Source organism: Vibrio sp. R78045 (assembly GCF_042466085.1).
In the GTDB taxonomy this organism is placed as follows: domain Bacteria; phylum Pseudomonadota; class Gammaproteobacteria; order Enterobacterales; family Vibrionaceae; genus Vibrio; species Vibrio cyclitrophicus.
Window position 1 is genome coordinate 203844 of sequence record NZ_JAXHBS010000008.1, and the last position, 26356, is coordinate 230199.

General features: G+C 43.7%; 31 protein-coding genes. 13 read left to right on the forward strand and 18 right to left on the reverse strand.

The window, feature by feature from the left end; all coding sequences use genetic code 11:
* Positions 1 to 20: 20 nt before the first annotated feature.
* From thiB to thiQ, 3 genes are all read left to right on the forward strand, one after another.
* Positions 21 to 1013, forward strand: a complete 993-nt coding sequence (thiB, locus tag SJY39_RS03320) for a thiamine ABC transporter substrate binding subunit (protein ID WP_016793858.1) — start codon at positions 21 to 23, stop codon at positions 1011 to 1013.
* Positions 1014 to 1098: 85 nt separating this feature from the next.
* Positions 1099 to 2694: a thiamine/thiamine pyrophosphate ABC transporter permease ThiP gene (thiP, locus tag SJY39_RS03325; protein WP_016791196.1), complete on the forward strand. Its 1596-nt coding sequence runs from the start codon at positions 1099 to 1101 to the stop codon at positions 2692 to 2694.
* Positions 2695 to 2704: 10 nt separating this feature from the next.
* Entirely contained in the window at positions 2705 to 3409 is a 705-nt protein-coding gene (gene thiQ, locus SJY39_RS03330) for a thiamine ABC transporter ATP-binding protein (RefSeq protein ID WP_010435064.1), read from the forward strand.
* A 113-nt stretch (positions 3410 to 3522) separates the two neighbouring features.
* Here the strand turns inward: thiQ and yjgA are convergent, their stop codons facing one another.
* Positions 3523 to 4047: a ribosome biogenesis factor YjgA gene (yjgA, locus tag SJY39_RS03335; RefSeq protein ID WP_010435062.1), complete on the reverse strand. Its 525-nt coding sequence runs from the start codon at positions 4045 to 4047 to the stop codon at positions 3523 to 3525.
* Between the two features lie 118 nt (positions 4048 to 4165).
* Between yjgA and pmbA the strand changes: the two genes are divergently transcribed.
* Positions 4166 to 5509: a metalloprotease PmbA gene (pmbA, locus tag SJY39_RS03340; RefSeq protein WP_016793857.1), complete on the forward strand. Its 1344-nt coding sequence runs from the start codon at positions 4166 to 4168 to the stop codon at positions 5507 to 5509.
* Positions 5510 to 5623: 114 nt separating this feature from the next.
* Here the strand turns inward: pmbA and mgtE are convergent, their stop codons facing one another.
* The 12 genes from mgtE to SJY39_RS03400 form a co-directional block, all read right to left on the reverse strand.
* On the reverse strand, positions 5624 to 6979 hold the full coding sequence (mgtE, locus tag SJY39_RS03345; protein ID WP_010435057.1) for a magnesium transporter: 1356 nt from the start codon (positions 6977 to 6979) through the stop codon (positions 5624 to 5626).
* Positions 6980 to 7126: 147 nt separating this feature from the next.
* Entirely contained in the window at positions 7127 to 7402 is a 276-nt protein-coding gene (locus SJY39_RS03350; RefSeq protein WP_010435056.1) for an HPr family phosphocarrier protein, read from the reverse strand.
* A gap of 2 nt (positions 7403 to 7404) precedes the next feature.
* Positions 7405 to 8274, reverse strand: a complete 870-nt coding sequence (gene rapZ / locus SJY39_RS03355; protein WP_010435053.1) for an RNase adapter RapZ — start codon at positions 8272 to 8274, stop codon at positions 7405 to 7407.
* A gap of 1 nt (position 8275) precedes the next feature.
* Positions 8276 to 8737: a PTS IIA-like nitrogen regulatory protein PtsN gene (gene ptsN, locus SJY39_RS03360; protein WP_004738707.1), complete on the reverse strand. Its 462-nt coding sequence runs from the start codon at positions 8735 to 8737 to the stop codon at positions 8276 to 8278.
* Position 8738: 1 nt separating this feature from the next.
* Positions 8739 to 9026: a ribosome hibernation promoting factor gene (hpf, locus tag SJY39_RS03365; protein WP_010435048.1), complete on the reverse strand. Its 288-nt coding sequence runs from the start codon at positions 9024 to 9026 to the stop codon at positions 8739 to 8741.
* 60 nt (positions 9027 to 9086) lie between these two features.
* On the reverse strand, positions 9087 to 10547 hold the full coding sequence (locus SJY39_RS03370) for an RNA polymerase factor sigma-54 (RefSeq protein WP_016793856.1): 1461 nt from the start codon (positions 10545 to 10547) through the stop codon (positions 9087 to 9089).
* Between the two features lie 54 nt (positions 10548 to 10601).
* A complete protein-coding gene (gene lptB / locus SJY39_RS03375; protein ID WP_004735304.1) occupies positions 10602 to 11327 on the reverse strand; it encodes an LPS export ABC transporter ATP-binding protein in 726 nt (241 codons plus the stop codon).
* Between the two features lie 2 nt (positions 11328 to 11329).
* Positions 11330 to 11824 (reverse strand): lipopolysaccharide transport periplasmic protein LptA, encoded by a 495-nt coding sequence (lptA, locus tag SJY39_RS03380; RefSeq protein WP_010435043.1) that lies wholly within the window; start codon positions 11822 to 11824, stop codon positions 11330 to 11332.
* Positions 11805 to 12368 carry an LPS export ABC transporter periplasmic protein LptC gene (gene lptC, locus SJY39_RS03385; RefSeq protein ID WP_010435041.1) on the reverse strand — a complete coding sequence of 188 codons (564 nt, stop codon included), beginning with the start codon at positions 12366 to 12368 and terminating at the stop codon, positions 11805 to 11807. Before lptC ends, lptA begins: the two co-directional genes overlap by 20 nt.
* The gene (gene kdsC, locus SJY39_RS03390) at positions 12365 to 12922 is read right to left on the reverse strand and encodes a 3-deoxy-manno-octulosonate-8-phosphatase KdsC (RefSeq protein WP_016768636.1); all 558 of its coding nucleotides are present in this window, start codon (positions 12920 to 12922) and stop codon (positions 12365 to 12367) included. The genes lptC and kdsC overlap by 4 nt, the downstream gene beginning before the upstream one ends.
* The gene (kdsD, locus tag SJY39_RS03395) at positions 12922 to 13893 is read right to left on the reverse strand and encodes an arabinose-5-phosphate isomerase KdsD (RefSeq protein ID WP_010435037.1); all 972 of its coding nucleotides are present in this window, start codon (positions 13891 to 13893) and stop codon (positions 12922 to 12924) included. Before kdsD ends, kdsC begins: the two co-directional genes overlap by 1 nt.
* 34 nt (positions 13894 to 13927) lie before the next feature.
* Positions 13928 to 14893 carry a calcium/sodium antiporter gene (locus SJY39_RS03400; RefSeq protein ID WP_010435036.1) on the reverse strand — a complete coding sequence of 322 codons (966 nt, stop codon included), beginning with the start codon at positions 14891 to 14893 and terminating at the stop codon, positions 13928 to 13930.
* A gap of 264 nt (positions 14894 to 15157) precedes the next feature.
* Here SJY39_RS03400 and mlaF point away from each other — a divergent pair, with 264 nt between their 5' ends.
* The 8 genes from mlaF to SJY39_RS03440 all read left to right on the forward strand — a co-directional run bounded on the left by mlaF (position 15158) and on the right by SJY39_RS03440 (position 20634).
* The gene (gene mlaF / locus SJY39_RS03405) at positions 15158 to 15952 is read left to right on the forward strand and encodes a phospholipid ABC transporter ATP-binding protein MlaF (RefSeq protein WP_016787842.1); all 795 of its coding nucleotides are present in this window, start codon (positions 15158 to 15160) and stop codon (positions 15950 to 15952) included.
* A 1-nt stretch (position 15953) separates the two neighbouring features.
* On the forward strand, positions 15954 to 16733 hold the full coding sequence (gene mlaE, locus SJY39_RS03410; RefSeq protein ID WP_010435033.1) for a lipid asymmetry maintenance ABC transporter permease subunit MlaE: 780 nt from the start codon (positions 15954 to 15956) through the stop codon (positions 16731 to 16733).
* Positions 16734 to 16735: 2 nt separating this feature from the next.
* Positions 16736 to 17227, forward strand: a complete 492-nt coding sequence (gene mlaD, locus SJY39_RS03415; RefSeq protein ID WP_010435031.1) for an outer membrane lipid asymmetry maintenance protein MlaD — start codon at positions 16736 to 16738, stop codon at positions 17225 to 17227.
* 58 nt (positions 17228 to 17285) lie between these two features.
* Positions 17286 to 17909 (forward strand): phospholipid-binding protein MlaC, encoded by a 624-nt coding sequence (locus tag SJY39_RS03420; RefSeq protein WP_022570894.1) that lies wholly within the window; start codon positions 17286 to 17288, stop codon positions 17907 to 17909.
* Positions 17909 to 18217, forward strand: a complete 309-nt coding sequence (locus tag SJY39_RS03425) for a lipid asymmetry maintenance protein MlaB (protein ID WP_010435029.1) — start codon at positions 17909 to 17911, stop codon at positions 18215 to 18217. The genes SJY39_RS03420 and SJY39_RS03425 overlap by 1 nt, the downstream gene beginning before the upstream one ends.
* A 13-nt stretch (positions 18218 to 18230) precedes the next feature.
* Entirely contained in the window at positions 18231 to 18485 is a 255-nt protein-coding gene (gene ibaG / locus SJY39_RS03430; RefSeq protein WP_010435028.1) for a BolA family iron metabolism protein IbaG, read from the forward strand.
* A gap of 8 nt (positions 18486 to 18493) precedes the next feature.
* A complete protein-coding gene (gene murA, locus SJY39_RS03435) occupies positions 18494 to 19759 on the forward strand; it encodes a UDP-N-acetylglucosamine 1-carboxyvinyltransferase (RefSeq protein WP_016768634.1) in 1266 nt (421 codons plus the stop codon).
* 149 nt (positions 19760 to 19908) lie between these two features.
* Positions 19909 to 20634: a 1-acylglycerol-3-phosphate O-acyltransferase gene (locus tag SJY39_RS03440; protein WP_010435026.1), complete on the forward strand. Its 726-nt coding sequence runs from the start codon at positions 19909 to 19911 to the stop codon at positions 20632 to 20634.
* A gap of 126 nt (positions 20635 to 20760) precedes the next feature.
* Here SJY39_RS03440 and SJY39_RS03445 read toward each other — a convergent pair whose 3' ends face one another.
* From SJY39_RS03445 to arcA, 5 genes are all read right to left on the reverse strand, one after another.
* Positions 20761 to 21150 (reverse strand): RidA family protein, encoded by a 390-nt coding sequence (locus SJY39_RS03445; protein ID WP_004735319.1) that lies wholly within the window; start codon positions 21148 to 21150, stop codon positions 20761 to 20763.
* Between the two features lie 136 nt (positions 21151 to 21286).
* Entirely contained in the window at positions 21287 to 21748 is a 462-nt protein-coding gene (gene pyrI, locus SJY39_RS03450; RefSeq protein ID WP_010435025.1) for an aspartate carbamoyltransferase regulatory subunit, read from the reverse strand.
* Between the two features lie 12 nt (positions 21749 to 21760).
* A complete protein-coding gene (pyrB, locus tag SJY39_RS03455; RefSeq protein ID WP_004735321.1) occupies positions 21761 to 22690 on the reverse strand; it encodes an aspartate carbamoyltransferase in 930 nt (309 codons plus the stop codon).
* Between the two features lie 287 nt (positions 22691 to 22977).
* Positions 22978 to 23982, reverse strand: a complete 1005-nt coding sequence (locus SJY39_RS03460) for an ornithine carbamoyltransferase (protein ID WP_372275707.1) — start codon at positions 23980 to 23982, stop codon at positions 22978 to 22980.
* Positions 23983 to 24138: 156 nt separating this feature from the next.
* Positions 24139 to 25359 carry an arginine deiminase gene (gene arcA / locus SJY39_RS03465; protein WP_010435019.1) on the reverse strand — a complete coding sequence of 407 codons (1221 nt, stop codon included), beginning with the start codon at positions 25357 to 25359 and terminating at the stop codon, positions 24139 to 24141.
* A 577-nt stretch (positions 25360 to 25936) separates the two neighbouring features.
* Here arcA and rraB point away from each other — a divergent pair.
* Positions 25937 to 26353, forward strand: coding sequence for a ribonuclease E inhibitor RraB (rraB, locus tag SJY39_RS03470; protein ID WP_010435017.1), 417 nt, complete (start codon positions 25937 to 25939; stop codon positions 26351 to 26353).
* The last annotated feature ends 3 nt before the right edge of the window (positions 26354 to 26356 follow it).

A 26356-nucleotide genomic window follows, 5' to 3' on the forward strand; every position in this document is an offset into this window, starting at 1 on the left:
CAGACCATGGAGAGCGTCCAGTGAAATTAACATTTACAACTCTTGCTGTTACTACAGCTATCTCTTTCTCTGCCGTTGCTGCAGACAATACTCTAACTGTATATACCTATGATTCTTTTGCTGCGGATTGGGGCCCTCGTCCTGCCGTTGAAAAAGCATTCGAAGAAAAGTGTGGTTGTGATGTGAATTTTGTCGCGCTAGAAGATGGCGTGTCTATTTTAAATCGCTTGCGTCTTGAAGGTGGTAACAGCAAAGCTGATATCGTGTTAGGCCTAGATAACAATCTAATGGCTGAAGCGAAAGCGACGGGCTTATTGACTGAGCACAGTGTTGATACGTCATCAGTAACGCTTCCTAATGGTTGGAGTGACAGCACTTTTGTTCCATATGACTTTGGCTACTTTGCTTTTATTTACAACAAAGAGAAGTTGGTAAATCCACCTAAGAGCCTTAAAGAACTGGTTGAGCAGCGTGATGATCTTAAGGTTATCTACCAGGATCCACGTACATCAACACCAGGTCAAGGCATGATGCTATGGATGAAGTCTGTTTACGGTGATGAAGCGACAGACGCGTGGAAGAAGCTCGCTCAGAAAACGGTTACTGTGACTAAAGGTTGGTCTGAGGCTTACTCTATGTTCCTAAAAGGCGAGTCGGACTTAGTCCTGTCTTACACGACTTCTCCGGCTTACCACATCATTGCAGAAGGTGATTCTAAGTACGCAGCAGCAAGCTTTGAAGAAGGTCATTATACTCAAGTCGAAGTGGCAGCTAAGGTCAAAGGCAGCAAGAACGAAAAGCTGGCTGATGAATTTATGGTATTTATCCTGAGTGACGAGTTCCAATCAGCGATGCCAACGGGTAACTGGATGTACCCAGTGACAGATATTGAGCTTCCAAAAGGGTTCGAGCAACTTACGGTTCCTCAAAAAGCGCTAGGTTTCACGCCTGAAGAAATAGCATCTAAGCGTAAGCCATGGATTCGTGAATGGCAGAGTGCACTTACTTTTTAACTTACTATTAAAAAGATGAGCGCCCTGTACTTAAAGGCTCATTCGTGATGTTTGGAATGAGCCATTTACGGTAAATAATTAATTTATGATAAAGAAAACACCTAAGGTCGGGATCTGGGTTGCGATACTCATTACCGCCTTCGTGGTTTCAGCAGTTGGGGCATTGCTTAGCAATGCCCCTTCTCTTGATATCAGCCTAGTATGGTCTGATCCTTACTATTGGCATGTAACGAAATTCAGTTTTTATCAGGCGACACTCTCAACTGTGCTGAGTGTTGGCTTTGCTATACCTATTGCGCATGCTCTGTGTCGCAGACAGTTCTTTGGAAGAGCCTTGTTATTAAGGTTGTTCGCGTCAACCTTGGTTCTACCTGTGTTGGTCGGCGTATTTGGCTTGCTGGCGATTTACGGCAACAGTGGTTGGTTAGCTAAGTTCTTAGCGAACTTCGACATAGAGCTACCATTCTCGATTTATGGCTTGAATGGTATTTTGCTAGCGCATGTTTTTTTCAACCTGCCTTACGCCAGCCGTTTACTTCTGCAAGCTTTGGATACCGTGCCTGCCGAGCAGCACAAGCTGTGTGCTCATTTAGGCATGAGCCATTGGAATAAATTTAAATGGGTTGAATGGCCGAGGTTAAGACAGCAGCTGCCGCATGTGTGCGGTTTGGTCTTCATGTTGTGCTTCACCAGCTTTGCTACCGTGATGGCGTTGGGTGGTGGTCCGAAATCAACCACCATTGAGCTAGCCATCTACCAAGCAATTAAATTCGACTTTGACCTGCAGGCTGGCGCGTTACTCGCGATATGGCAAATGCTGTTGTGTGGCGTATTAGCGGTGAGTATTCAGCGTTTGTCTAAGCCCATCTCTGTGACGGCTAGTCAGCTGTCGGAAGATAAATATTTGGTTAAGGACAGCTGGTGGTCAAAAGCTTGGGATAGCTTTTGGATCATCATAGTCTCAATACTGGTATTACCGCCATTAGCCATGGTTGTTCTAGGTGGTATTAACTCCCAGGCACTCACTGTACTGAGCAGTGAGCCGTTTTGGGCTGCGCTAATGACCTCGGTTCGTGTTGCTTCCCTAGCAAGCATTATCGCCGTTGGTATTGGTATCGCAATCCTTCTAACTAGTCGCGCATGGCGTTTGCAAAACAAGAACTATAGAGCGGATAAGATTGAGCTGATTGGCACTATTATTTTGGTGACGCCTGGCTTAGTGATCAGTACGGGCCTCTTCTTATTACTGCGCTCATTTACCGATGTGTTCAGTTTGGCTTTCTTTATTGTGATTGCTGTAAACAGCTTGATGGCGCTGCCTTACGTGATTAAAACCTTGGCCCAACCTATGCTGCATCTTTCTCAGCAGTATCAGTATGTGTGTGCAAGCTTAGGAATGACAGGGTTCACTCGCTTTAGGCTCGTGGAGTGGCGCGCATTGCGCAAACCGATGGCGCAAGCATTCTCAATCAGCTTTATGCTGGCGATGGGCGACTTAAGTGCGATAGCCTTGTTTGGTAGCCAAGACTTTAGAACTTTGCCTTTGTATCTATTTCAATTGTTAGGCAGCTATCAAATGGAAGCGGCGGCAGTGGTGTCAGTGAGTTTATTGTTACTGAGTGTGGGCAGCTTTAGTTTGATTGAATTTTTGTTTACTCGAAGCTCAAAGCTAAAGAGTTAAGGAACCGATGATGTTAGTGATGAAAAATGTGGATTACCATTATCACCAAGAGTTGTTTAGTTTTGATTTCCAAGCAGAGCAGGGCGATATTGTTGCTCTTATGGGGCCAAGTGGTGCGGGGAAATCAACGCTACTCGCATTGGTTGCTGGCTTTATTGAGCCAACATCGGGCGAGATCTCGGTGGCAGGCCAATCGCTGATTGGCAAAGAAGCACATCAGCGCCCATTGGCGATGTTGTTCCAAGAACACAACCTATTTGCGCACCTCACGGTGCGTGAAAATATTGGCCTGGGTTTGCACCCAGGATTAAAGCTTACGGTAACCCAAAAGCTAGAAGTCGAACAAGCTGCTACACAAGTAGGGGTTGCTGAGTATTTAGATCGGCTGCCAGAGCATTTATCGGGTGGTCAGCGTCAGCGTGTTGCGCTAGCTCGCTGTTTTGTACAGCCGCATAATATTTGGCTGCTTGATGAGCCATTTTCTGCGCTTGATCCTTTGCTTCGTGAAGAGATGCTGAGCTTAGTGAAGCGATTAGCGGCAGAGCGAAACATTACTGTTTTGATGGTGACACACCATTTAGGTGATGCGCGCAGTATCGCGAACAAGTTTGTGTTTGTGGCATTGGGTAAGGTTTTAGTCGAAGACTCGATAGATGCGCTAACTGTCGATCACCCACAAGTCGAATTGAGTTCCTTTGTTCGAGCAGGTGAGTGAAGACTCATTCAGCCTTGATATTGAATACTTCTTGATATTGAGAGCGTCGAAAACAAAAAGACCTAGCATGTGCTAGGTCTTTGATTATCTTTACAAGTAAAGCGAGACGAAGATTAGTCGCCTAGCTTTAGCTCTTTTAAGATTTGGAAGATTTCACGAGAAGCTTTGGCTGGCTTGTTCGCTGATTTTTCTTTGTTAGCTTGGCGAGCGAGCTGACGAAGACGTTGACGGTCTGCTTCAGGGTACATCTCCATAACGTCTGAAATGGCAGTATCGCCTTCAGCTACAACACGGTCACGCAGTTGCTCAAGCTTATGTAGCTCAGCGGTTGCTTGTGAGTGCTTGTTACGTACTTTATCCAAAGCCGCTTGAATTGGCTCAGGATCGACACTACGCATTACTTTACCAATGTACTGAAGTTGACGGCGCTTCGCTTCATTTTTAAAGCGTTGTGCATCTTTAATCGCTTGTGCCAAATCTTCAGACAGAGGAAACTTGTCTAATACAGAAGGCTTTAAACCAACAAGCTCTTCTCCCAGCTTTTGCAGGGCATCCATGTCCGTTTTCATTTCTGTCTTACTTACCCAGATGATTTCTTCTTCTGGTTCCCATGGGGCTTTTTGGTTTTTGCGAGCCATCTTTTCTGCCTATGTCACTATCTCAAACGAATATATTGCCTATTTTAGCAAGAATCTTGGGGAGAAAGCGAAATTCTTGTTATCCTACCTAATATTGACCTACAAAATTAGAATAGATATGGATGTAAAACAGCAAGTCGCCCAGCAAAGAGTTGAGCTAGAAGCCGCAGTAGCTAAAGCGTTGGATATGGCATCAGTGAGTGCAGACGCAGCTGAGGTCGCTATTACTAAGTCAACGGGTTTAAGTGTTTCAACACGTATGTGTGAAGTGGAAAACGTTGAATTTAATAGTGATGGTGCACTAGGTATTACTGTTTACCGTGGCCAGAAGAAAGGCAGCGCATCCACATCTGATCTAAGTGAGAAGGCTATTGCTCAAACTGTCGCAGCGGCACTAGACATTGCTCAATACACTTCGGAAGACCCATTTGCTGGCCCTGCCACAAAAGAATATATGGTGAAAGAAATTCCAGATTTGGATCTTTTTCACCCTGATGAACCAAACCCAGACTATGCCGCGGAGATTGCGATAGCTGCTGAGAAGCAAGCATTAGCTTATAGCGACAAGATCAAGCAAAGTGATGGTGCAAGCTACGACAGTCACTATGGCGTTAAAGTTTATGGTAACAGTCATGGCTTGCTTGCGAGCTACGCTTCCAGTCGCCACAGTACGAGCTGCTGTGTGATTGGGCAAGGCACTAACGGTGAAATGGAACGAGACTACAGCTACACAGTTGCACGTCACCGTGACGAGCTCTGGACGCCTGAGCGTGTAGGTCAAGAAGCTGCAGAAAAAACGATCAGTCGTTTGGATGCTAAAAAACTACCAACAGGCCAATACCCGATTATGTTCGCTAACGATGTCGCAACTGGCTTAATTGGTCATCTTGTGATGGCAATCAGTGGTGGCAACCTTTACCGTAAATCATCTTTCTTGTTGGATCACCTCGGTCAGAAAATTCTACCAGATTGGTTCAATATCTCAGAGCGCCCACATCTTTTACGTGGTTTGGCTTCGAGTCCATTTGATAGTGAAGGTGTTTACACTCAAGACCGTGAAATCATCACCGATGGTGTTTTAGCCACTTACCTACTGACGAGTTACGCTGCTCGTAAAATGGATATGACGCCAACAGGCCATGCCGGTGGCATCCATAACTGGTTCGTTAAATCGACAGGTCAAAGCTTTGAGCAAATGCTAAAAGAATTAGGCACAGGTTTCCTTGTGACTGAAGTGATGGGTCAAGGTGTGAATACCGTTACTGGCGATTACTCTCGTGGCGCTGCGGGTTTCTGGGTTGAGAATGGAGAAATCCAGTACCCAGTATCTGAAGTGACGATCGCGGGCAATCTAAAAGACATGTTCACTCAGATTGTTGCGGTTGGTAACGACGTAGAAACACGTTCGCAAATTCAAACCGGTTCTATCTTGCTTGAGTCGATGAAAGTCGCAGGCGAGTGATTTGCTTAATTTGCTTAGGTTTAAACATAAGATTTAAACCTGAAGCTTAAATCTGATGTATTAAAAAAGGGAGCCAATGGCTCCCTTTTTGTATTTACCGAGTCGGTAATCAAGCTAGATAAGTATGGTGGCTAAGCCTAAGAACACCGATAGGCCAATTACATCGGTTACCGTTGTGAGTGCCATACCACCAGCAAGGGCAGGGTCGATATTCATCTTCTTCAGCATCACTGGAATGGTTACGCCTGCAATACCCGCGACAATCAAGTTTGTCATCATCGCTGCAGAGATAATGCCTCCCAAGATCCAATTGCCTTTCCAAGCAACCACTATACCGCCAATGATAACGGCCCATAGAATGCCGTTAAGGAAGCCTATAGAGGCTTCTTTGAGTAGTAATTCACGTTTGTTACTGTCACCAATGTGACCAAGTGCTAAACCTCGAATGACCAGAGCAACGGTTTGGTTACCAGCAACACCACCCATGGACGGTACGATGGTCATCAAAACAGCGATGGCTGCCATCTCATTCAGTGTCGCCTCAAACATATTAGACACAGACGCTGCTGCGAGTGCCGCCAAAACATTTGCGCCTAACCACACACTACGACGACGAGCGGATTTGACGACCGGAGCGAAGGTGTCTTCGTCATCGTCCATACCCGCCATACTCATCATAGAGTGTTCAGCATCTTCACGAATGACATCAACCACGTCATCGATCGTAATACGGCCAACAAGGTGTTGATTTACATCGACAACAGGAGCTGAAACCCAGTTACGACGTTCGAAGAGGCTGGCGATATCAGAAGCACTGGTTTCCACAGCGATAGCTTCGTCGGCATCTTCCATTACTTCCGAAACCGCCACATCGGGTTGTGTTGTGATCAATGTACTGAGTGAAAGGTTACCAATGAGACGTTCATCGTCGTCGATAACATAGAGAGCATCAGTTGCGTCAGGTAATTCACCACGCATACGTAAGTAACGCAAGACAACTTCAACATCGACATCACCACGGATTGTGATTACGTCAGTGTTCATTAACGCACCCGCTGAATCTTCGGGGTACGATAGTGCGGTTTCAACTAAAGCACGATCAACGGAGTCCATTTGAGAAAGTACTTCGCGAGAAACATCGTCGGGTAGGCTTCGAAGTACGTACGCGACGTCATCGGTTTCCATGCCTTCGGTTGCTTCTGCCAAGGTTTCTGGTGCCATTTTCGACACAAGAGCATCTTTGACGTCTTCGTTTAGCTCATCAAGAATTTCACCGTAGTCTTCAGGATCGGTGAGTTGCCAGAGTACATCACGACTTTTGCGAGGGGAGGCTTCTAAAAGGTGTGCAATATCTTCAGGTTCCATGTCCTGAAGCTGTCGGCGTACATGAACAAATCGGCCGTTTTCTAGGGCTTCGCTGACTTCTTGGAGGGTTTGGTGAGCTTGGTCGAATTCTAATTGCTCTGCCATATTTTCCTCCTATCTCATTATTTTAACAATGCTTGGAATAGTAACTTAATTCTGGGGCTTATTTAAATCATTAACTTAGGTAGAACTAAGATTTAATATTGGTTGGTTCGTTGTTTGAGTTTTTGGCGGCGTGAGTGACGTATTTCGTTACTCACCCTCATCAAACTTTGCTTCAATTAGCTGACAGACAGCATCAAGAGCTTGCTGAGAATCAGAGCCTGCCGCTTGAATGGTAATGTGTTGCCCTTGCGCTGATTCCAGCATAAGTAGCCCCATCACGCTATCTGCAGTCGCGATCTTATCTTCTTCGCTATGGATAGTAATGGTCGCATCAAAGCTTTGCGCTAGCTCAACCAACTTGACGGCTGCTCTAGCGTGAAGACCCAAGCGATTTTGGATCAGTACAGTTCGAGTTAATTCCATGGTTAGCCCTGTTGGTGCTTCTCTAGGGAGGCGTGTCTGATCTGAACTTGATGGCCAAGTTGATCGAAATACTCACCAATTTTCTGAGTCAGATAAACCGAGCGGTGTTTGCCGCCAGTACAGCCAATCGCGACCGTTAGGTAACTGCGATTATTCTTTTCTAGCATTGGTAACCACTGCTCGATAAAGCCTTGGATTTGTTGCTTGAGCTCTAGAACTTCCGGGTGCTTTTCTAGAAAAGAGTGAATAGGGGCATCAAGACCTGTTAATGGTCGTAGAGCGGGTTCCCAATGAGGGTTCGGCAAGAAGCGTACGTCAAACACATAGTCAGCATCGCTTGGTAGACCATATTTAAAGCCGAAAGACTGAAAAACAATGATCAGCTCTTGCTTCTCTTTACCTTCAACTTTAAAGCGAACCTTTTCACTCAATTCGTAGAGGTTGCAGTCGCTGCTATCAATTACAATGCAGGCTTGTTCAGCAAGCGGTGTTAGGAGTGTCTTCTCTAAATCGATAGCTTGTTCAAGAGAGAGCTTTTCTTGGCCAATCGACAAAGGATGGATTCGGCGAGTTTCACTGTAGCGTTTAAGTAGCGTTTGCTTGCTCGCATCTAAGAACAACACGTTCACATCGATGTCGGTTGCAGACTCAAGCTGCTCAAGCGTATCTGTGACTAATTGAGGCTCTTTCGGTAAGTTACGAATATCAATGCTAACGGCGACGTTTTGATTGATTTCACGAACTGACTCGACGAAGTCGTTGAGCAGATTTACTGGAAGGTTATCGACACAGTAATACCCCAAGTCTTCAAGGACTCGTAGCGCGACACTTTTACCTGCTCCTGATTGGCCACTAACAACGATTAACCGCATGTTATTGCTCGCAAGTTGGCACTTGAATCATGATGTCGTAAAGCTCTTGATCGCTTTGAGCATTACGCAACTGTTTAAGAGTCTGCTTGTCGTTAAGTCGTTCTGCCATGCAAGAAAGGGTTTTTAGATGCTCCTTACATTGTTCACTTGGAACAAGCAGAGCAAATAGTAGATCGACAGGACGGTTATCAATCGCATCAAATTCGATGGGATCTTGGCATTGCAGTAATACAGCAATTGCTTTGTCACTGACGTTCATACGAGCATGGGGAATAGCAATGCCATTACCAATACCTGTACTGCCCATTTTCTCGCGGCTCAACATGCACTCAAACAGTTCTGTTGAATCTTGACCACAGCTTTCTGCTGCGATCTGACTGATGAGCTCAAGGGCTCTTTTCTTGCTTGTGCATTGGACTGCACTTTTGGTGCAGTCCAATGAAAGTACTTCGCTTAATTGCATGTTAGTGACTACTTAGCTTTTCTTTGTGCTTGTTGAGTTGACGGACGAGTTTATCAACCAATGAATCAATCGCAGCATACATACTTTCATCTGTTGCTGTTGCATGAATCTCTCCTTGGTTTACATGAAGGGTCGCTTCTGCAATTTGATTGATTTTCTCAACTTTTAAAACAACCTGAATGCTATTGATGTGATCAAAAAAGCGTTCAAGTTTTTCGAATTTGGTGTGAACATAGTCTTGCATTGAATCGGTAAGATCAACGTGATGGCCTTGAATATTGATTTGCATAGACTTTCCTTTTCAGTTGGTTGCCTGACTATAACTAAATCTATAGCTAACTAAATTAGCCTACAGCAGGCGTTTACGCTGACTAGATGGGGCGATGCCCAGAGACTCACGGTATTTTGCTATGGTACGTCTAGCTACCTGAATTCCTTGGTCAGCCAGTAAAGCAGCAATCTTACTATCACTTAGAGGTTTCGCGGTATTTTCCGCCGCGACAAGCTTCTTAATGAGCGCACGAATTGCTGTCGATGAACACTCTCCGCCATTGTCTGTACTGACGTGGCTCGAGAAAAAATATTTGAGTTCGAAGATGCCACGTGGTGTGTGCATGAATTTTTGAGTCGTCACACGAGAGATTGTGGATTCATGCATATCAACGGCTAACGCAACATCGTTGAGAACCATAGGTTTCATCGCTTCTTCGCCATGTTCGAAGAAATCATGTTGATGTTCAACAATACATCGTGCAACTTTGAGTAGCGTCTCATTTCGACTTTCTAAGCTCTTAATTAGCCATTTTGCTTCTTGCAAATTTGAGCGAATGTACTGGTTGTCGGCGCTGCTACCTTTGCTTCCAAGGTCGGCGTATTGTTGATTCACTTTCAGTTTAGGCACGCTGTCTGGATTTATGGTGACTAACCACTTACCAAGATCTTTGAATACTGAAACATCAGGAACAACATATTCGGTTTCATCTGGTGTAATCTTACTGCCAGGTCGTGGATCCAGTTGTTGAATCAGTTGCAAAACCTCACGCAGTTCTGCTTCTTTCAACTTAGTTTCTTTGATAACCAGTTTGTAATCACGGTTACCTAGTTGGTCGATATGGCTAGTAAGTACTAACTTAGCTTCATTAAGCCAAGGGGTATCTTGCGGGAAGGTAGCCAGTTGTAGTAACAAGCAATCTTGCAGGTTGATTGAACCGACACCTAAAGGGTCAAACTGCTGAATACGTTTGCGAACGGCTTCAATCTCATCAAGCTCTACTTCTTCTCTATCGAAGTTTTCAAGAATATCTTCACAAGATACGGTGAGGTAGCCATAGTCATCAATGGCATCTATTAAAGCAAAAGCGATGCTTCTATCTGTTTCAGTGAATGGTGTTAGGTCGAGCTGCCAAAGTAAGTAATCATGTAGGCTTTCAGTCGTCTCACCTTGGTAAACTGGCATGTCATCATCAATCGCAATACCAGTGTTTCCGGTGTTTGCACTGTAGACATCCTCCCAAGTTGTGTCGATTTCTAGTTCATTACCAATCTCTGATTTTTCGATTAAGTCTGAGCTATCAGGTAAGTCTTGCTCTGTGGCTTCAACTGTTTCTTTCTCGTCACTGCTAGGTTTTTCTTCCGATGCAGGCGTTTCTTCATTGCCTTCTTCGACATCGAGTAGTGGGTTAGATTCAAGTGCTTCTTGAATCTCTTGCTGCAAATCTAATGTAGACAACTGCAACAAACGAATCGCTTGCTGCAATTGAGGAGTCATTGCTAACTGTTGGCCTAGCTTAAGTTGTAATGAGGGTTTCATTCAGTGTGACTTACCTAGTTATTATTCTTAGAATTCTCGATACTCTCTATCTAATCATAGACGGAATTGTTCGCCTAGATAAACTTGTTTAACTTGCTCGTTATTGAGAACATCTTCAGGAGTACCTTCAGCAATCAGGTGCCCTTGGCTTACGATGTAAGCTTTTTCACACACGTCTAATGTTTCACGGACGTTGTGGTCGGTAATTAGAACACCTAAGCCGCGATCGCGTAGGTGAACAATGATTTTTTTGATATCAATAACCGAGATTGGGTCAACACCAGCAAAGGGTTCATCCAATAGAATGAACTGAGGGTTTGCCGCTAGAGCTCGAGCAATCTCAACACGACGACGCTCACCACCTGACAGAGCCATACCATTACTGGTGCGGATATGTTGGATGTGGAACTCTTCTAGAAGGTCTTCTAACTTATCTTGACGCTGCTCGTTGGTCATCTCGTCACGCGTTTGTAAAACGGCCATGATGTTGTTCTCAACGGAAAGCTTTCTGAAAATAGAAGCTTCTTGAGGTAGGTAACCGATACCAAGACGCGAGCGACTGTGCATTGGCAAAATACTGATGTCTCGGTCATCAATGCTAATCGTGCCTTCATCACGAGCGACCAGACCTACAATCATATAGAAAGAGGTCGTTTTGCCTGCCCCGTTAGGCCCAAGTAGTCCAACGATTTGACCAGACTCTACCTGCAGGCTTACGTCGGTTACAACTTTACGCTTGCTGTACGTTTTTGCTAGGTTTTTTGCTTTAAGAACAGCCATGGCTACTTATTCACTTCCGCAGGTTGTAAGACCGTTGATACACGTTCGCTACTATCACTATCGGCAACCAGTTTTTGAGAAGCGATTTGATAAGTAATCTTAGAGCCACGGATGATACTGCCATCTTGAGAGAGCATTGCATTCTTGGTCATGATCAATTTATCGGCAATCAGTTGATAATGTAAATCATCAGCTTCACCGTAAAGTGTTTTTCCATCATCAGTGAGTTGAGAGAAAGTCGCAGGCTTGCCATAGCCTTGAATTTCTTCTATCTCACCGTTGACCGCATTTCGAGTAACAATGACCTTATCGGCATTGATGTTGATGCTACCTTGCTTAAGGTTTACATCACCAAGGAAGGTCACTTGGTTACTTTTCATATCCAATTGCTGGCTGTCTGAGTCAATGTAGACAGGCTGCTCACTATCCGAAGATAGGGCATAGACATTAGGTGCCGCAAGGGTCAAAGCGAATAAACTAAGGTGTAAGAGTTTCATATCTACCTTGAACAGAATTAAAGAGAGTCGCATTGTTGGTACCGAAGTTCCCCTTCATTGCTTGACCCTCAGTTTCAAAAAATGTACCGATCATATGGACCGGAGTCTCTGAATAAAAATCTCGGCTAGTCAGCTCAACAACCATTTTATCTGTGGTCATAGTATCGAAACTGGCTTCTGGCAATAGATTCTTTGCCACAACGTTGTCATAGAACGTGACAACTTGATTCTCATCCATAATCGCGCGATCAGCGGTGACTTGCCATTCAATCGTATGTCCTTCCCGGAACACCGAAAGAACAGGATTTTGAAAATGTGTATCACCAACTACTGAATAGTGTTCTAAATACGTCGACTCAACTTGATAGCTACGGATACCTGATTGGTCATAGCTTATGTTGTTTAGACTTTTGCCGCTAAAAGCGGGCAGCTCCAAATTTGGAGCCACTTGTATTGTCGAAGCTTGCTCTTTGTCGAACAAATAATAGGTCGACCAAGAAGCAATAAATATGAGTATTAAATAGATAATACGAGTAAAACTCATATGCTTAAACCTTTATGCACGTCGAGTTCATTTCTTGCTTGCAGAATAAGGTCACATACTTCACGTACAGCACCATGGCCGCCGTTAATCGTGGTCACATAATTCGCTCGCTTCGCAAGTAGTGGGTGACCATCTGCCACGCATACCTTTAAGCCAACTTTTTCCATGACAGGCCAGTCGATCAGATCGTCTCCGATGTAGCCTGTATTTTCAGGCGCAACAGAAAGTTTATCGCAAATATCGTAATACGCTTTTACTTTATCATCTTGGCCTTGATAAATAAGTTTAATACCCAGAGCTGTCATGCGGTTTTCAACAATTTGAGATTTACGACCAGTTATGATTGCGATTTCAATACCAGCATTCATCAGTGATTTGATACCGTAGCCATCACGAGTATGAAAGGTTTTCAGCTCTTCACCGTTGTTGCCCATGTAAATACGACCGTCCGAGAATACGCCATCGACATCACAAATTAGCAGTTTGATCTCTTTTGCTACGGCAAATACGTCTGAATCGACCGTGCCGTATAACGTTTCAACTGTCTGCGTCATTACATTACTCCTGCTTTCAGTAAGTCATGCATGTTCAAAGCTCCAACTAATGTACCTTCATGGCATAACATCAGGCCATTAATACTTTTAGCCTGCATTAAGTTTAGCCCCTCAACTGCAAGCATGTTTGGTTCTGCTACCGTAGGATTAAGCGTCATTACGTCGCCAATCTGAGTGTTATGAATATCAACACGTTTGTCTAAGATACGGCGTAAATCACCATCAGTAAAAATACCGGCCATTTGACCATCGCTACCAACGATTGCCGTCATGCCTAAGCCTTTCTGAGATATCTCTAATAGAGCATCTCTTATCAGAGCATCCGGAGCCACAACAGGCAGAGCATCACCTGTGTGCATGATGTCATCGAGTTTCAACAGTAATTGACGACCTAAAGCGCCACCTGGATGAGACAGAGCAAAATCTTGAGCGGTAAAGCCTCGTGCCTGTAAAAGTGCAACGGCTAGTGCATCCCCCATCACCAAAGTAGCAGTGGTACTGGTTGTTGGCGCTAAGCCCAGTGGGCATGCTTCTTCCGGTACTGAAATTTGTAAATGGATATCAGATAAGGTCGCCATGTTCGACGCTGGCTTACCTGTCATACTGATAATCTTAATGTTCAAACGCTTTAATACTGGGAATAGGCTGAGGATCTCTCCTGATTCACCTGAGTTTGATATTGCAATCACAATATCGCCAGGTTCGATCATTCCTAAATCACCATGTGCCGCTTCACCTGGATGTACAAAGAAAGCTGATGTACCAGTACTTGCCAGTGTGGCTGCTATTTTGTTACCAATGTGGCCTGATTTACCCATGCCCATCACAACGACTTTACCTTTGTTGTTCAGGATAAGATCGCAAGCCTTGCAAAAATCATCATTAAAATATTGGTCTAATTGAGTAAGACCTGCAACTTCGGTTTCCAAAACTTGTTTTGCAACACTGCGATAATCAAATGGCTGAGACATCAAATACTCCAAGTACGGGAATTTAAATCAACAATTAAGCCGACATGTTCATAAGTAAGTAAGCTTGGTAGGCCACGAACGTTATGATTAACACGCCGCCTTCAATACGATTCACACTGCGAGATTTACCTAGTGCCATTACCACGAGTAAAAGTGATACGCCTAGCATTACCCAGAAATCTCTACCCATAGCAAATTCACTTAAGATTGAAGGGTTGAGGATGCCCGGTATCCCCATCACTGCAAGAATGTTGAATACGTTCGAGCCAATGATATTACCTACGGCCATGTCATCTTCCCCTTTCATTACACCGGCAAGTGATGCGGCAAGTTCGGGAAGACTGGTACCAACAGCAATAATGGTTAAACCAATCACAAGATCGCTCATGCCAAAGAACTTCGCGATAACAACCGCGTTATCAACCAACATATTGGCCGCTAAAGGTAGAATAATTAGACCAACTACTACCCACATGGCGGCTTTAAGGTTACTTACGCCCTCAGGGATCTCTGACTCTTGTTCATCAAGGAAAGCATCGCCGTTCTTTTTCTCGCTACGGCTGATTTGTAACATCGCAAATAAGAAAGCGGCGAAAAGAACAAACAACAACACGCCTTCGTAGAAACCTAAATGGTTATCCCAAAGCAGTGCGCCTGCTAGTAGAGTGACACCAATCATTAATGGTAGTTCACGGCGAATTACGCCTGAACTAATTGATAGCGGTTTGATAAGTGCTGTAATACCCAAAATCAGAGCGATGTTGGCGATGTTAGAACCGAGAACGTTACCAACAGCCGTATCTGTTTTGCCGTCAAGAGCTGCTGTTGCTGAAACCATCATTTCAGGGGCTGAAGAGCCCATTGCTAGAATCGTCATACCGATAACTAATGGTGATATACCGAAGTTGCGAGCAAGAGCGGCGGCGCCGAAGACCAGTTTATCTGCGCTCCACACCAAAAAACCTAGGCCGATAATAAGAAACGCAATCGCTTCAAGCATGATGATTCCTAAAAATTAATAAAAAACGGAGAATTAACCGCTAATTTTGACTTGTTGCTAGATAAAAGGGAAGTCACTCGACAAATTAATTGCCCGTTAGCAGTAAAGAAATGTCGCTGAATGATGAATTTCTTAATGCTTTCAAATCCCTGTCACTGTTTTCTGTTTTGTACAATTAATTGAACAGTGCTTTTAATTCTAAAGTAGACTCATTATTATTGCAGCCACAATTGGCGTTTTTTAGAGCAAGGAAACAACAAGATCATGTTGAATACTGAGCTTGTAAAAGTTAAAAACCTAAGTTTCTCTCGAGGTGAACGAGTTATCTTTGATGACATCAGTTTAGAAGTACCTCAAGGAAAAATAACCGCAATTATGGGCCCTTCAGGGATCGGTAAAACGACCTTGTTGCGTTTGATCGGTGGACAATTACCGCCAGATAGCGGTGAAATTTGGTTTGATGGGGACAATATCCCTGCATTATCTCGTCGAAAGCTCTATCAAGCACGTAAGAAAATGAGCATGCTTTTTCAATCGGGTGCACTTTTTACGGATCTCAATGTCTTTGATAATGTGGCGTTTCCACTGCGAGAGCACACTGAACTTAATGAAAAATTCATTCGTACCATCGTATTACTAAAACTTGAAGCGGTGGGTTTACGAGGCGCAGCAGAATTAATGCCAAGTGAACTGTCTGGTGGTATGGCGAGGCGTGCGGCGTTAGCTCGAGCAATAGCGTTGGATCCGGAACTTATCATGTACGATGAACCTTTTGTTGGCCAGGATCCAATTACCATGGGCGTTTTGGTTGAACTCATCCGAAACCTCAACCAAGCTTTAGACTTAACCTCGATTGTGGTGTCGCATGACGTCCCAGAGGTGATGAGTATCGCTGATTGGGTTTATTTGATGGCTGATGGGAAGATTATTGCATCGGGCTCGCCTGAGGAGTTGTACAACAATAGCGATCCTCGAGTGCAGCAATTTTTGCAAGGTGAAGCGGATGGTCCCGTGCCATTTAGGTTCCCTGCAAAGAGCTTAGAAGAGGATCTGTTTTAATATGATTGTTAAAACTATTGTAGGTGTCGGTAGACGCACACTTGCGATCTGTGAGTCATTTGGTCGAGCAAGCCTAATGTTATTTGGGGCTTTGTTTGGCATCCCGCGACTAAAAAACTTCCCCTTATTAGTAAAACAACTTTATAGCGTTGGCGTTCAGTCATTGGCTATTATTTTAGTTTCGGGTTTATTCATCGGTATGGTGCTGAGTCTTCAAGGCTATGTCGTACTTATCGACTACGGCGCTGAAGGTAACCTTGGTCAAATGGTCGCACTTTCACTGTTACGTGAGTTGGGCCCAGTTGTGACTGCGTTATTGTTTGCAGGCCGCGCAGGTTCAGCATTAACCGCTGAAATTGGTTTAATGAAAGCAACAGAGCAGATTTCCAGCCTTGAGATGATGGCTGTTGATCCTCTTAAACGTATTATTGCACCACGACTTTGGGCTGGGCTTATCTCAATGCCGTTGTTAGCTATGATCTTTATGGCGGTCGGGATTTGGGGCGGTCAGCTAGTTGGTGTTGATTGGAAAGGCATTGATCACGGCAGTTTCTGGTCTGCGATGCAGTCTTCAGTTGAGCTTGGTCGAGATATTGGTAATAGCATGATCAAATGTATGGTTTTCGCTATCACCGTAACTTGGATCGCACTTTTCAACGGTTATGACGCAGTACCGACTTCTGAAGGCATTAGTCAGGCAACCACGCGCACAGTCGTGCACTCTTCTCTAGCGGTACTAGGGCTAGATTTTATTCTTACCGCATTGATGTTTGGGAATTAATCATGCAACAAACTCGAAAACTAGAATTATGGGTCGGCACCTTTGTTATAGCCGGAATTTGCGCAATCTTAATCATGATCTTTCAAGTCGCTGACGTAAAAGGCTTAGGTTCAAACCATACTTACAACTTAAAAGCGACTTTCGACAATATTGGTAGTCTAAAGGTTCGTTCTCCAGTGAAGGTCGGTGGCGTTGTTGTTGGTCGAGTTAAAAGCATTGAGCTTGATACCGAGAGTTACCTTCCTGTAGTCGAATTGTCTATTGATGCGAAGTACTCACAATTTCCTGATACCTCTAGTGCTCAAATCTTAACGTCAGGCTTGATCGGTGAGCAATATATCAGCCTAGTACCAGGGTTCATTTTTGATGACGAAGAGATGCTGGTTGATGGTGATTCGATTGAAGACACTAAATCAGCACTAGTGCTAGAAGATTTGATTGGCCAAGTGCTGTATAGCGTTGGTGGTTCTGATAACAACGAAGCTAAGGAGTAGTCTCATGTCACAGTTCAAAAACATGTTGAAGACTAATGCCATTTTGAAAAGATTGGTTATGACTGCGGTCGCTTTATTGATATCGACTCAAGCCTTTGCTGCTGAATCGATTGACCGCACTCAGCCTTATCAGATGATGACTCAAGTAGCTGAAGTCGCTTTTGAACGTTTAAAAAACGAGCAAGAAAACATTCACAATGATCCTGAGTTACTAAAGGTCATCGTGGAAGAAGAATTGATGCCTTATGTGAATGCTCAATATGCGGCACTTAAGTTGTTAGGGCCTAACTTAAAAGGTGCGGACAGAAAAGATGTACGCGTATTTATTGATGCATTCCGTAAATACCTCGTTTCTTCTTATGCTCAAGTGTTGACTCAATACACAGATCAGACAATTGAATTTGGTCCAGAGCCAAAAGTGAAGCCGGAAAGCCGCATCACCAGTATCAAGGTTGATATTATTGATACACCTCGACCAAACATTAAACTTGAGTTTAAGCTACGTAAAGATAAGAAGTCGGGTGAGTGGAAGGCATTTGATATGGTTGCTGAAGGTATTAGCCTATTATCGAGCAAGCAATCAGAGTGGAATACTAAAATTCGTCAAGAAGGCATTTTACAAGTTGCTGATGAATTGGAGAAACTGTCCGCACAGCCGATTCGTTTTGAGAGTAATAAATAATGAGCGACTCTCAATGGCAAAAGCTAAGTTCTAAAGAGTTCCAACTTCTCGGAGACATTGACCGAGATACCGTCCCTGCAATCTGGCGTATATTAGAAAAGTGGCAAACGACGGAATCGAGTGTTGAAATTAACCTCAGCCATATAAATAGAGTCGATTCAGCAGGAATGGTGATGCTAATTCACTTATTAGAGCATGCAAAAAATCAAAACTGTCATATAATGCTCAGTTTCGTGCCAGAACAATTACGAACGTTGTTCCAATTGAGCAATATCCAGCCAATGATGGCAGAACACATAAAAAATTAGGCAGGAGCTATTTGTGGACAGCACAAAAGTACAAGAATTATTAGCAGAAGCACTGAACCTTCAGGAAATTTTCGTGAAGGGAGAAGGCAGTCATTACGAAGTTGTTGCGGTTGATGCATGTTTTGACGGCATGAATCGAGTTAAGAAGCAGCAACTAATCTACGGCCCACTAATGGAATACATTCAACGCAATGATATCCATGCTCTTTCTATTAAGGCTTTTACGCCTGAAGAGTGGGAACGTGATAAGAAACTGATGTCACTTTAAGGTTTATGATGGAAAAGTTTCGAGTTATTGGATCGGATAAACCGCTAAGCGGTGAAGTGACGATCTCCGGCGCAAAAAATGCAGCGCTACCTATTTTATTTGCTTCAATTCTTGCTGAAGAGCCAGTAGAAGTCAGTAATGTTCCTCACCTACGTGACATCGATACGACGATGGAATTGCTTAAGCGTTTAGGCGCAAAAGTATCGCGTAATGGTAGCGTTCATGTTGATGGCAGCGAAATCAACGAGTTCTGTGCGCCATATGATTTAGTGAAAACAATGCGTGCTTCTATTTGGGCTTTAGGTCCGCTAGTCGCTCGCTTTGGTGAAGGACAAGTGTCACTTCCTGGTGGTTGTGCTATTGGTGCTCGACCTGTTGATTTACATATCCATGGCCTAGAACAATTAGGTGCGACCATTAAACTGGAAGATGGTTATGTGAAAGCAAGTGTTGATGGCCGCTTGAAAGGCGCGCACATCGTGATGGATAAAGTAAGTGTGGGTGCCACCATTACTATCATGTGTGCAGCAACGCTAGCAGAAGGAACGACAGTACTTGATAACTCGGCCCGCGAGCCTGAGATTGTTGATACAGCTGATTTCCTAAACAAGCTAGGTGCTAAGATTTCTGGCGCAGGTACAGACACGATTACGATCGAAGGCGTTGAACGTCTTGGTGGTGGTCACCACTCTGTGGTTGCTGACCGTATTGAAACCGGTACTTTCCTAGTTGCTGCTGCTGTGTCTGGCGGTACCGTGACTTGTCGCAATACTAACGCTCATCTTCTTGAAGCTGCATTAGCGAAGCTTGAAGAAGCGGGTGCGAAGGTTGAAACGGGCGAAGACTGGATAAGTCTTGATATGACAGGTCGTGAGCTGAAAGCGGTAAAAATCGTAACAGCACCTCACCCTGGTTTCCCTACTGATATGCAAGCACAATTTACTTTGCTTAACATGATGGCGAAGGGCAGTGGTGTTATCACGGAGACTATCTTTGAAAACCGCTTTATGCACATTCCTGAATTACAGCGAATGGGTGCGAAAGCTGAGATTGAAGGTAACACGGCTATCTGTGGTGAAACGGAAAAATTGAGCGGTGCTCAAGTAATGGCAACGGACCTGCGCGCATCTGCGAGCCTTGTTATTGCTGGCTGTATCGCTCAAGGCGAAACTATCGTTGATCGTATTTATCACATCGATCGTGGCTACGATAAGATTGAAGATAAGCTTTCAGCCCTAGGCGCAAACATTACACGATTTAGTGATTCGAACTAACTTCGGTTAGTGGGTTCTTGAATTAGTGACATGAAAGCATAAAAGTCGGAACCTTGGTTTCGGCTTTTTTATAGTTGTATTTACCGCAAGTGAATCTGATGCCAATTTTGTGCGAATAGGTGAAAAACTTGACGGTTGAGAGGAACAAAATGATAGCAATATTACGTATTTTCGCAGTGGCGATATTTGCGATTCTTATGTTTGTATTTGGGTGTGGTTACTGTTTACTAAGCCCACGTAACCCGAAACACGTATTTACCTTTGGTCGTTACTTCGGTCGTATGTCTAAAATATTCGGCATGAAGTTAGAACTTCGTATCCCGGAAGATGCTTACTCTCGTGGCCAACATGTTTATGTGGCGAACCACCAAAACAGCTGGGATCTATTCACTATCTCATCAGCAGTGACACCTAAGGTAGTGACGGTTGGTAAGAAAAGCTTAGTGTGGATGCCTCTATTTGGTCAGCTTTACTGGCTGACGGGTAATATCCTAATTGACCGTGCCAATCGCAGCAAAGCGGTAGGTACGATCGACCAAGTAGTGACGAGCTTAAAAGAGAGCGATGTTTCAGTATGGATGTTCCCTGAAGGGACTCGTTCTCGTGGTCGTGGTCTGTTGCCATTCAAAACGGGTGCTTTCCATGCCGCAATTGGCGCTGGCTTGCCTATTATCCCTATCGTGTGTAGCTCAACAGGTGGCGTGAAGCTAAACCGTTGGAACAATGGTCACGTGATAGTTGAAATGTTGCCGCCTATCAGCACTGAAGGTTACGACAAGTCGAACGTTCGTCAACTTGCTAACCTAGCCCGAGAGCAAATGGCCGCTAAGCTTGAAGAGTTAGACAAAGAAGTGGTTGAGCTTAATAAGAAGTAATTTAAGCTAAGCGAAACGATGAATAATAAAAAAGGTTGCCAATAGGGCAACCTTTTTTGTCTCTGATAAACATTCAGCTTTATGCCAACTTGTTTACTAGAAACCGTTTATTCTAGATATTAAAATCTATTTGCGAACTGCAATCGCTTCGATCTCGATACCTACATCTTTTGGTAGACGCGCTACTTCAACACATGAACGTGCTGGGTAGTTTGCAACGCCGTGTTCATCGAAGAATTTACCGTAAACTTCGTTTACTGTACCGAAGTCGTTTAGATCTTTAACGAATACCGTTAGTTTTACGATGTCTTTTACAGTCAGGCCTGAAGCTTCAACTACGGCTTGAACGTTATCTAGAGATTGGCGAGCTTGTTCTGCGATATCTGCAGATACTTCACCAGTTGCTGGGTTTACTGGGATTTGACCAGAAGTCAGTACCATGTTGCCAAGGTCAACACCTTGTACGTATGGGCCGATTGCAGCTGGAGCTGATTCTGTGTGAAGTACTTTAGTCATTGGTTTATTCCATCAGTTATTAGATAAAAAGCAATTTTCAGTGTGCCTACAAACTTTCGATAGGTAAAGAGCAAAATACCCCGCATAGGCGAGGTATTTGATAGTTTATAGGTTCGGTAAATATTGCCGTATGGCGTTATCTTTCTGTCACGATTTCGCGAGAGAAAACTTTTTCGCAGTACTTACACTTCAATCGAATATCTTCTTTCTTTTCAAAGATCTTAAAGCTGCTTTCAACTGGTTCATTGTGAGTAATACAGTTGGTGTTTGGACACTCAAACACATCGTTGATTTGCTCTGGAAGCTCTAATGCTAATTTCTTAACTACTTCGTAATCTTCGATTTGGTTAACCGTAGCGTGAGGTGCATATAGTGCCAGTTTGCTTGCTTGTTCTTCAGTGATAAACACATTCTCAATCTTGAGTAGGTCTTTGCCTCCGAGCGCAGATGAAGGTAGATTTAGGCCAATCGTCACACGTTGATGAGAGTTATGCATGTCGAACAGTTTTAGCACTTTGATCCCGATGTTTGCTGGGATATGGTCGATAACCGTTCCGTTCTTGATTGCTTCAACTTTTAATTGAGTCTCTTTAGACATGATATCTCTCCTCTACAGCGTTTCGTTAAGAACAAGGGCTAGTAATGCTTCACGTGCGTAAACACCGTTCTCTGCTTGCTGGAAGTAGTAAGCGTAAGGTGTTTTATCGACATCGACAGTAATTTCATCAACACGAGGAAGAGGGTGAAGAACCTTTAGGTTATCACGTGCATTTTCCAACATCGGAGCGGTCAGGATGTACGCCGATTTGATGTGCGCGTATTCCGATTCATCAAAACGTTCTTTTTGAACTCGAGTCATGTAAAGAACATCAAGTTCAGGAATGACATCTTCCATGTCTGTCAGTAGTTGGTATTTGATACCCGCTTCATCAAGCTCTTCACAAATGTAGTCAGGCATCGCTAGTGCTTCTGGAGCAACGAAGTAAAAACAGATGTTGTCGAATTTAGCTAGTGCTTGAGTCAGCGAGTGAACCGTACGTCCGTACTTAAGGTCACCGACAAATGCAACATTGAGATTATCTAAGCGGCCCTGTGTCTCAGCGATAGAGAATAGATCTAACAGTGTTTGAGTTGGGTGTTGGTTTGCACCGTCACCTGCGTTAATAACAGGTACACCGTTAGAAAACTCAGAGGCCAGACGCGCAGCACCTTCTTGAGGGTGACGCATTACGTAAGCATCAACATAAGAAGAAATAACCTGTACAGAGTCCGCTAGCGTTTCGCCTTTCTTCGCCAAGGAAGTGTTACCACCACTGTCGAAACCAATCACATCACCACCGATGCGTTGAATCGCAGTTTCAAAAGAGAGACGAGTTCGCGTTGAAGGTTCGAAGAAGCAGCTTGCCACAACTTTGTTCTTGATGAGTTCTGGGTTCGGTTCAGCTTTGAGTTGACCAGCTGTTTGAACAATTAATTCTAGCTCTTCACGAGAAAGCTCTGGAATTGAGATGATGTGCTTTTGATAAAGCGAATTCGCCATGATCTTCTTCCCCACAATAATGTATTGGCCATAAAAAAGCCCCCCATAATGGGAGGCTTTAAAAAAGTGCTGAAAAGCAGAATAGACGACCTGGTAAGCATCTTAGCTTACGAGCAATATTTGGTGTTTTCACAATATTATTATGTGTTTTCACAATATCATTATGTTTTATCACAACATTGCTTGGCGTCATTTTCACTACTCTCAGACAAATTGCCGAGAATTATACGCTTTCAAATTGTGAGCGCAAGCGATTACATCAAGCTTTTGTTTACTTTCATTCTTAGTTATTGACCTAAGGTCGCCACCATTATCGCTTTGATGGTATGCATACGATTCTCTGCTTCATCAAATACAATTGAGTAGTCAGACTCAAACACTTCGTCAGTGACTTCTAAGCCGTTCATTCCATACTTGTCTGCAACTTGCTGGCCGATCACGGTTTCATTGTTGTGGAAAGCGGGCAGGCAATGCATAAACTTCACTTGAGGGTTACCAGTGAGCTTTATGACATCCATATTCACTTGGTAAGGCGTCATTACTGCTACTCGTTCGTCCCAAGCTTCGGGCGCTTCACCCATAGAAACCCAAACATCGGTATAAAGGAAATCACAACCTTTCACGCCTTCGGCAACGTCTTCTGTCAGCGTGATTTTTGCACCAGTATTTTTCGCAATAGCTTGGCACTCTTCAATAAGCTGCTCTTCTGGCCAAAATGATTTTGGTGCGACAAGGCGAATATCCATACCCATCTTCGCGGCCCCCACTAGCAGAGAGTTACCCATGTTATTGCGAGCATCACCTAGATAAGCAAAGCTGATTTGGTGCAGATGTTTACCGCGACCATGCTCAAGCATAGTGAGGAAATCAGCTAAGATCTGAGTAGGATGGAATTCATCGGTGAGACCATTCCAAACCGGTACACCCGCATAAGCGCCTAGGTCTTCAACAATACTTTGACCAAAACCACGGTATTCAATGCCATCGTACATACGACCTAATACACGAGCCGTATCTTTCATTGATTCTTTTAGACCAATCTGAGAGCCAGAAGGACCTAAGTAAGAGACTTGAGCTCCTTGATCAAAGGCAGCCACCTCAAACGCACATCGAGTTCTAGTTGATGCTTTTTCAAAGATCAAAGCGATGTTTTTACCGTTGAGTTTCTTCTGTTCTGTTCCTGCATACTTTGCCTTTTTTAGGTCAGCAGACAAGTCGAGTAAAAACTGAATCTCTTTAGGAGTAAAGTCGAGAAGTTTTAGAAAGTTACGATTGCGAAGATTAAAGGCCATCTCTCGCTCCTTGTGTATATAGAATCAATGAAGAACTCAGTTAAACATAAAAATGCTGTATTTGTGAATATTTATTTTATTAAATTGATAAAAAAGGCCAGTACAATGGTACTGGCCTAGATAAGTTAGTGTGTTCGCTTTATTAAATTTTGTAGCTTAGATACCGTCTCTTTCGATAGGACAGCTCATACAACGAGCGCCACCGCGACCACGACCCAGTTCATTGCCTGGAATCGTCAGAACTTCGATACCTGCTTTGTCGTATTTCTCATTGGTGTAAACATTACGCTCATAACCGATAACCGTACCTGGTTTCACGGTAAGTACGTTGTTTGCGTCATTCCACTGTTCACGTTCAGCTTCGTAGTTGTCACCACCTGTGGTTATAATCTTCAGTTGATCGAGTCCTAATGCACCTTCAATAGCAGAAAGGTAGTTGTCAGCCTTTTCTACACGCATCTCGCCATTTTCTTTTGGCGTTAAGCGCCAGGTGTCTAAGTCTTTGCGAACAATTTCTGGGTAGACTGAGAACGTGTCGATATCCATATGAGTCATAACCGTATCAAGGTGCATGCAAGAGCGGTGCTTTGGTAAATCAATTGCAATGACTTCTTTTGCTTGACCCGATTTGAATAAACTCGCTGCTAGGTTTTCGACACCCTGTGGTTTAGTTCGCTCTGAAATACCGATAAGCACGGCGCCTTTACCAATAACTAGGACATCGCCGCCTTCAATATTTGCGTTATCGTAGTGAAGATCCTCATCACCGAAATACTTAATAAAATCTTGGCCAGCGAAGACAGGATGCCAGCGGTATATTGCTCGTAAGTGATTTGTTTCTCGTTGACGAGCAGGCATCATCATCGGGTTAAGAGAGACGCCTCCATAAACCCAACATGAGGTATCTCGTGTAAATAGATGGTTAGGGAGCGGTTCGATAACGAAATCGAGTGGGCGATGCATCTTCGGTAGCATTGAAGATGATTTGATAGGAAGCTCAGAGTAAGCTAAACCACCAAGTAGGATGGTAGCCAAATGCTCATTGTCCATTTGAGCAAGATATTCTCTCAAATCACGCGCAAATGTTGGACCATAACGAAAATCAGATATTTGAGTATTAAGCAACCATTCACGAGCTGGAGCAACAGCAAGTGTCTCAACCAGTAGGTCATGCAGTAATAACACTTCAACGTCTTGGTTACGAAGTGTTGTCGCAAAGGCATCGTGTTCTTCACCTGCGGCTTCTACTGCAAGTACATCATCAAAGAGTAACTCATGACAGTTAGAAGGGGTGAGGTGGGTGAGTGCCCTTTCAGGTCGATTTAGGAGAACTCGTCTTAATTGACCGACTTCGGAGCCAACGTACAGCTTACTCATTTTGCATCCTTACTATTAATCCAGCGTCTATTTATGACAAGCTTGATCGTAATATGCAAGTTTTAAAGCTTGTGTTAATACGAGGTGTTTCTAGAATATTTAGTGTTAAATCCCATATATATTCTATTTATTTATATTTTAACCCAAATAACAGATGTAATTCCCCAACAACCTTTTTGACGATCTATGCTCAAAACCTTGTGAGTTTGGAGTCGACTTTTGTCTGATAATAGTGATTTTTTATTCACTATTATTCATTTTTTGATTTCAGGTCGAGATTTTATGCAACTCTAAAGTTGTCAGGAGTATGCATTTTGTGTGACTAAGCACGCAGTTTTTATTCACTTTCGGCAAAGAGCGCAATAAAAATGAAATGCTAAAACACGCATGGGTTAATAATATGTTGAAAATTTGTTTCTGTGATTTTGATTTCACTTTTTTATTGGTATTGCCTTTGTTATCCGGCGAGAAACTTACCTTTATAAGCCTGATCTAGGTGGCTTTTCTGGACGATCCATGACATATTTCGTGGCAATCAAATTTGATCTTTTCATAGTCAACACTCTGGAGCAGACACATGTCTCACGAAGATGAATATCTATCAGTAGCGGAATTAATTGAATTTCAAAAGGAAGAGACTCGCGACATCATTACAGCGTTAATTGAAGATGGTAGCGATCCTGAAGCTCTATACGATATCGAGCATCACCTATTTGCTGAAGATTTCGGTGTACTTGAGAAAGCGGTTGTTGAAGCCTTCAAAATGGGCTTTGAAGTTCTTGAAGCTGAAGAGACAGAAGACGAAGATGGCAATAAGCTACTTTGTTGTGATGCGACGATGCAGTGTACTCTGAATGCAGAAGCGATTGATGAGCAAGTTGAGAAGCTTGTGAATCTTGCAGAGAAGTTTGACATTATCTATGACGGGTGGGGCACTTACTACGAAGGTGAAGATGCTATCTACCCAGATGAAGATGATGAAGGCGAAGAGTAATCT

Bases quoted from the DNA above. Each gene is read 5' to 3' on its own strand.
- lptB (WP_004735304.1), bottom strand. From the start codon at position 11,327: ATGGCTGTTCTTAAAGCAAAAAACCTAGCAAAAACGTACAGCAAGCGT.
- pyrB (WP_004735321.1), bottom strand. From the start codon at position 22,690: ATGGCGAATTCGCTTTATCAAAAGCACATCATCTCAATTCCAGAGCTT.
- yjgA (WP_010435062.1), bottom strand. From the start codon at position 4,047: ATGGCTCGCAAAAACCAAAAAGCCCCATGGGAACCAGAAGAAGAAATC.
- mgtE (WP_010435057.1), bottom strand. From the start codon at position 6,979: ATGGCAGAGCAATTAGAATTCGACCAAGCTCACCAAACCCTCCAAGAA.
- lptC (WP_010435041.1), bottom strand. From the start codon at position 12,368: ATGAGTTTTACTCGTATTATCTATTTAATACTCATATTTATTGCTTCT.
- SJY39_RS03370 (WP_016793856.1), bottom strand. From the start codon at position 10,547: ATGAAACCCTCATTACAACTTAAGCTAGGCCAACAGTTAGCAATGACT.
- SJY39_RS03460 (WP_372275707.1), bottom strand. From the start codon at position 23,982: ATGGCCTTTAATCTTCGCAATCGTAACTTTCTAAAACTTCTCGACTTT.
- kdsD (WP_010435037.1), bottom strand. From the start codon at position 13,893: ATGTCTCAGCCATTTGATTATCGCAGTGTTGCAAAACAAGTTTTGGAA.
- SJY39_RS03350 (WP_010435056.1), bottom strand. From the start codon at position 7,402: ATGGAATTAACTCGAACTGTACTGATCCAAAATCGCTTGGGTCTTCAC.
- SJY39_RS03400 (WP_010435036.1), bottom strand. From the start codon at position 14,893: ATGCTTGAAGCGATTGCGTTTCTTATTATCGGCCTAGGTTTTTTGGTG.
- mlaD (WP_010435031.1), top strand. From the start codon at position 16,736: ATGCAACAAACTCGAAAACTAGAATTATGGGTCGGCACCTTTGTTATA.
- hpf (WP_010435048.1), bottom strand. From the start codon at position 9,026: ATGCAAATCAATATTCAAGGCCATCACGTTGATCTTACCGATTCAATG.
- SJY39_RS03445 (WP_004735319.1), bottom strand. From the start codon at position 21,150: ATGACTAAAGTACTTCACACAGAATCAGCTCCAGCTGCAATCGGCCCA.
- rraB (WP_010435017.1), top strand. From the start codon at position 25,937: ATGTCTCACGAAGATGAATATCTATCAGTAGCGGAATTAATTGAATTT.
- mlaF (WP_016787842.1), top strand. From the start codon at position 15,158: ATGTTGAATACTGAGCTTGTAAAAGTTAAAAACCTAAGTTTCTCTCGA.
- SJY39_RS03440 (WP_010435026.1), top strand. From the start codon at position 19,909: ATGATAGCAATATTACGTATTTTCGCAGTGGCGATATTTGCGATTCTT.
- ptsN (WP_004738707.1), bottom strand. From the start codon at position 8,737: ATGCAATTAAGCGAAGTACTTTCATTGGACTGCACCAAAAGTGCAGTC.
- SJY39_RS03425 (WP_010435029.1), top strand. From the start codon at position 17,909: ATGAGCGACTCTCAATGGCAAAAGCTAAGTTCTAAAGAGTTCCAACTT.
- lptA (WP_010435043.1), bottom strand. From the start codon at position 11,824: ATGAAACTCTTACACCTTAGTTTATTCGCTTTGACCCTTGCGGCACCT.
- pmbA (WP_016793857.1), top strand. From the start codon at position 4,166: ATGGATGTAAAACAGCAAGTCGCCCAGCAAAGAGTTGAGCTAGAAGCC.
- kdsC (WP_016768636.1), bottom strand. From the start codon at position 12,922: ATGACGCAGACAGTTGAAACGTTATACGGCACGGTCGATTCAGACGTA.
- thiP (WP_016791196.1), top strand. From the start codon at position 1,099: ATGATAAAGAAAACACCTAAGGTCGGGATCTGGGTTGCGATACTCATT.
- thiQ (WP_010435064.1), top strand. From the start codon at position 2,705: ATGTTAGTGATGAAAAATGTGGATTACCATTATCACCAAGAGTTGTTT.
- pyrI (WP_010435025.1), bottom strand. From the start codon at position 21,748: ATGTCTAAAGAGACTCAATTAAAAGTTGAAGCAATCAAGAACGGAACG.
- mlaE (WP_010435033.1), top strand. From the start codon at position 15,954: ATGATTGTTAAAACTATTGTAGGTGTCGGTAGACGCACACTTGCGATC.
- SJY39_RS03420 (WP_022570894.1), top strand. From the start codon at position 17,286: ATGACTGCGGTCGCTTTATTGATATCGACTCAAGCCTTTGCTGCTGAA.
- murA (WP_016768634.1), top strand. From the start codon at position 18,494: ATGGAAAAGTTTCGAGTTATTGGATCGGATAAACCGCTAAGCGGTGAA.
- rapZ (WP_010435053.1), bottom strand. From the start codon at position 8,274: ATGCGGTTAATCGTTGTTAGTGGCCAATCAGGAGCAGGTAAAAGTGTC.
- arcA (WP_010435019.1), bottom strand. From the start codon at position 25,359: ATGAGTAAGCTGTACGTTGGCTCCGAAGTCGGTCAATTAAGACGAGTT.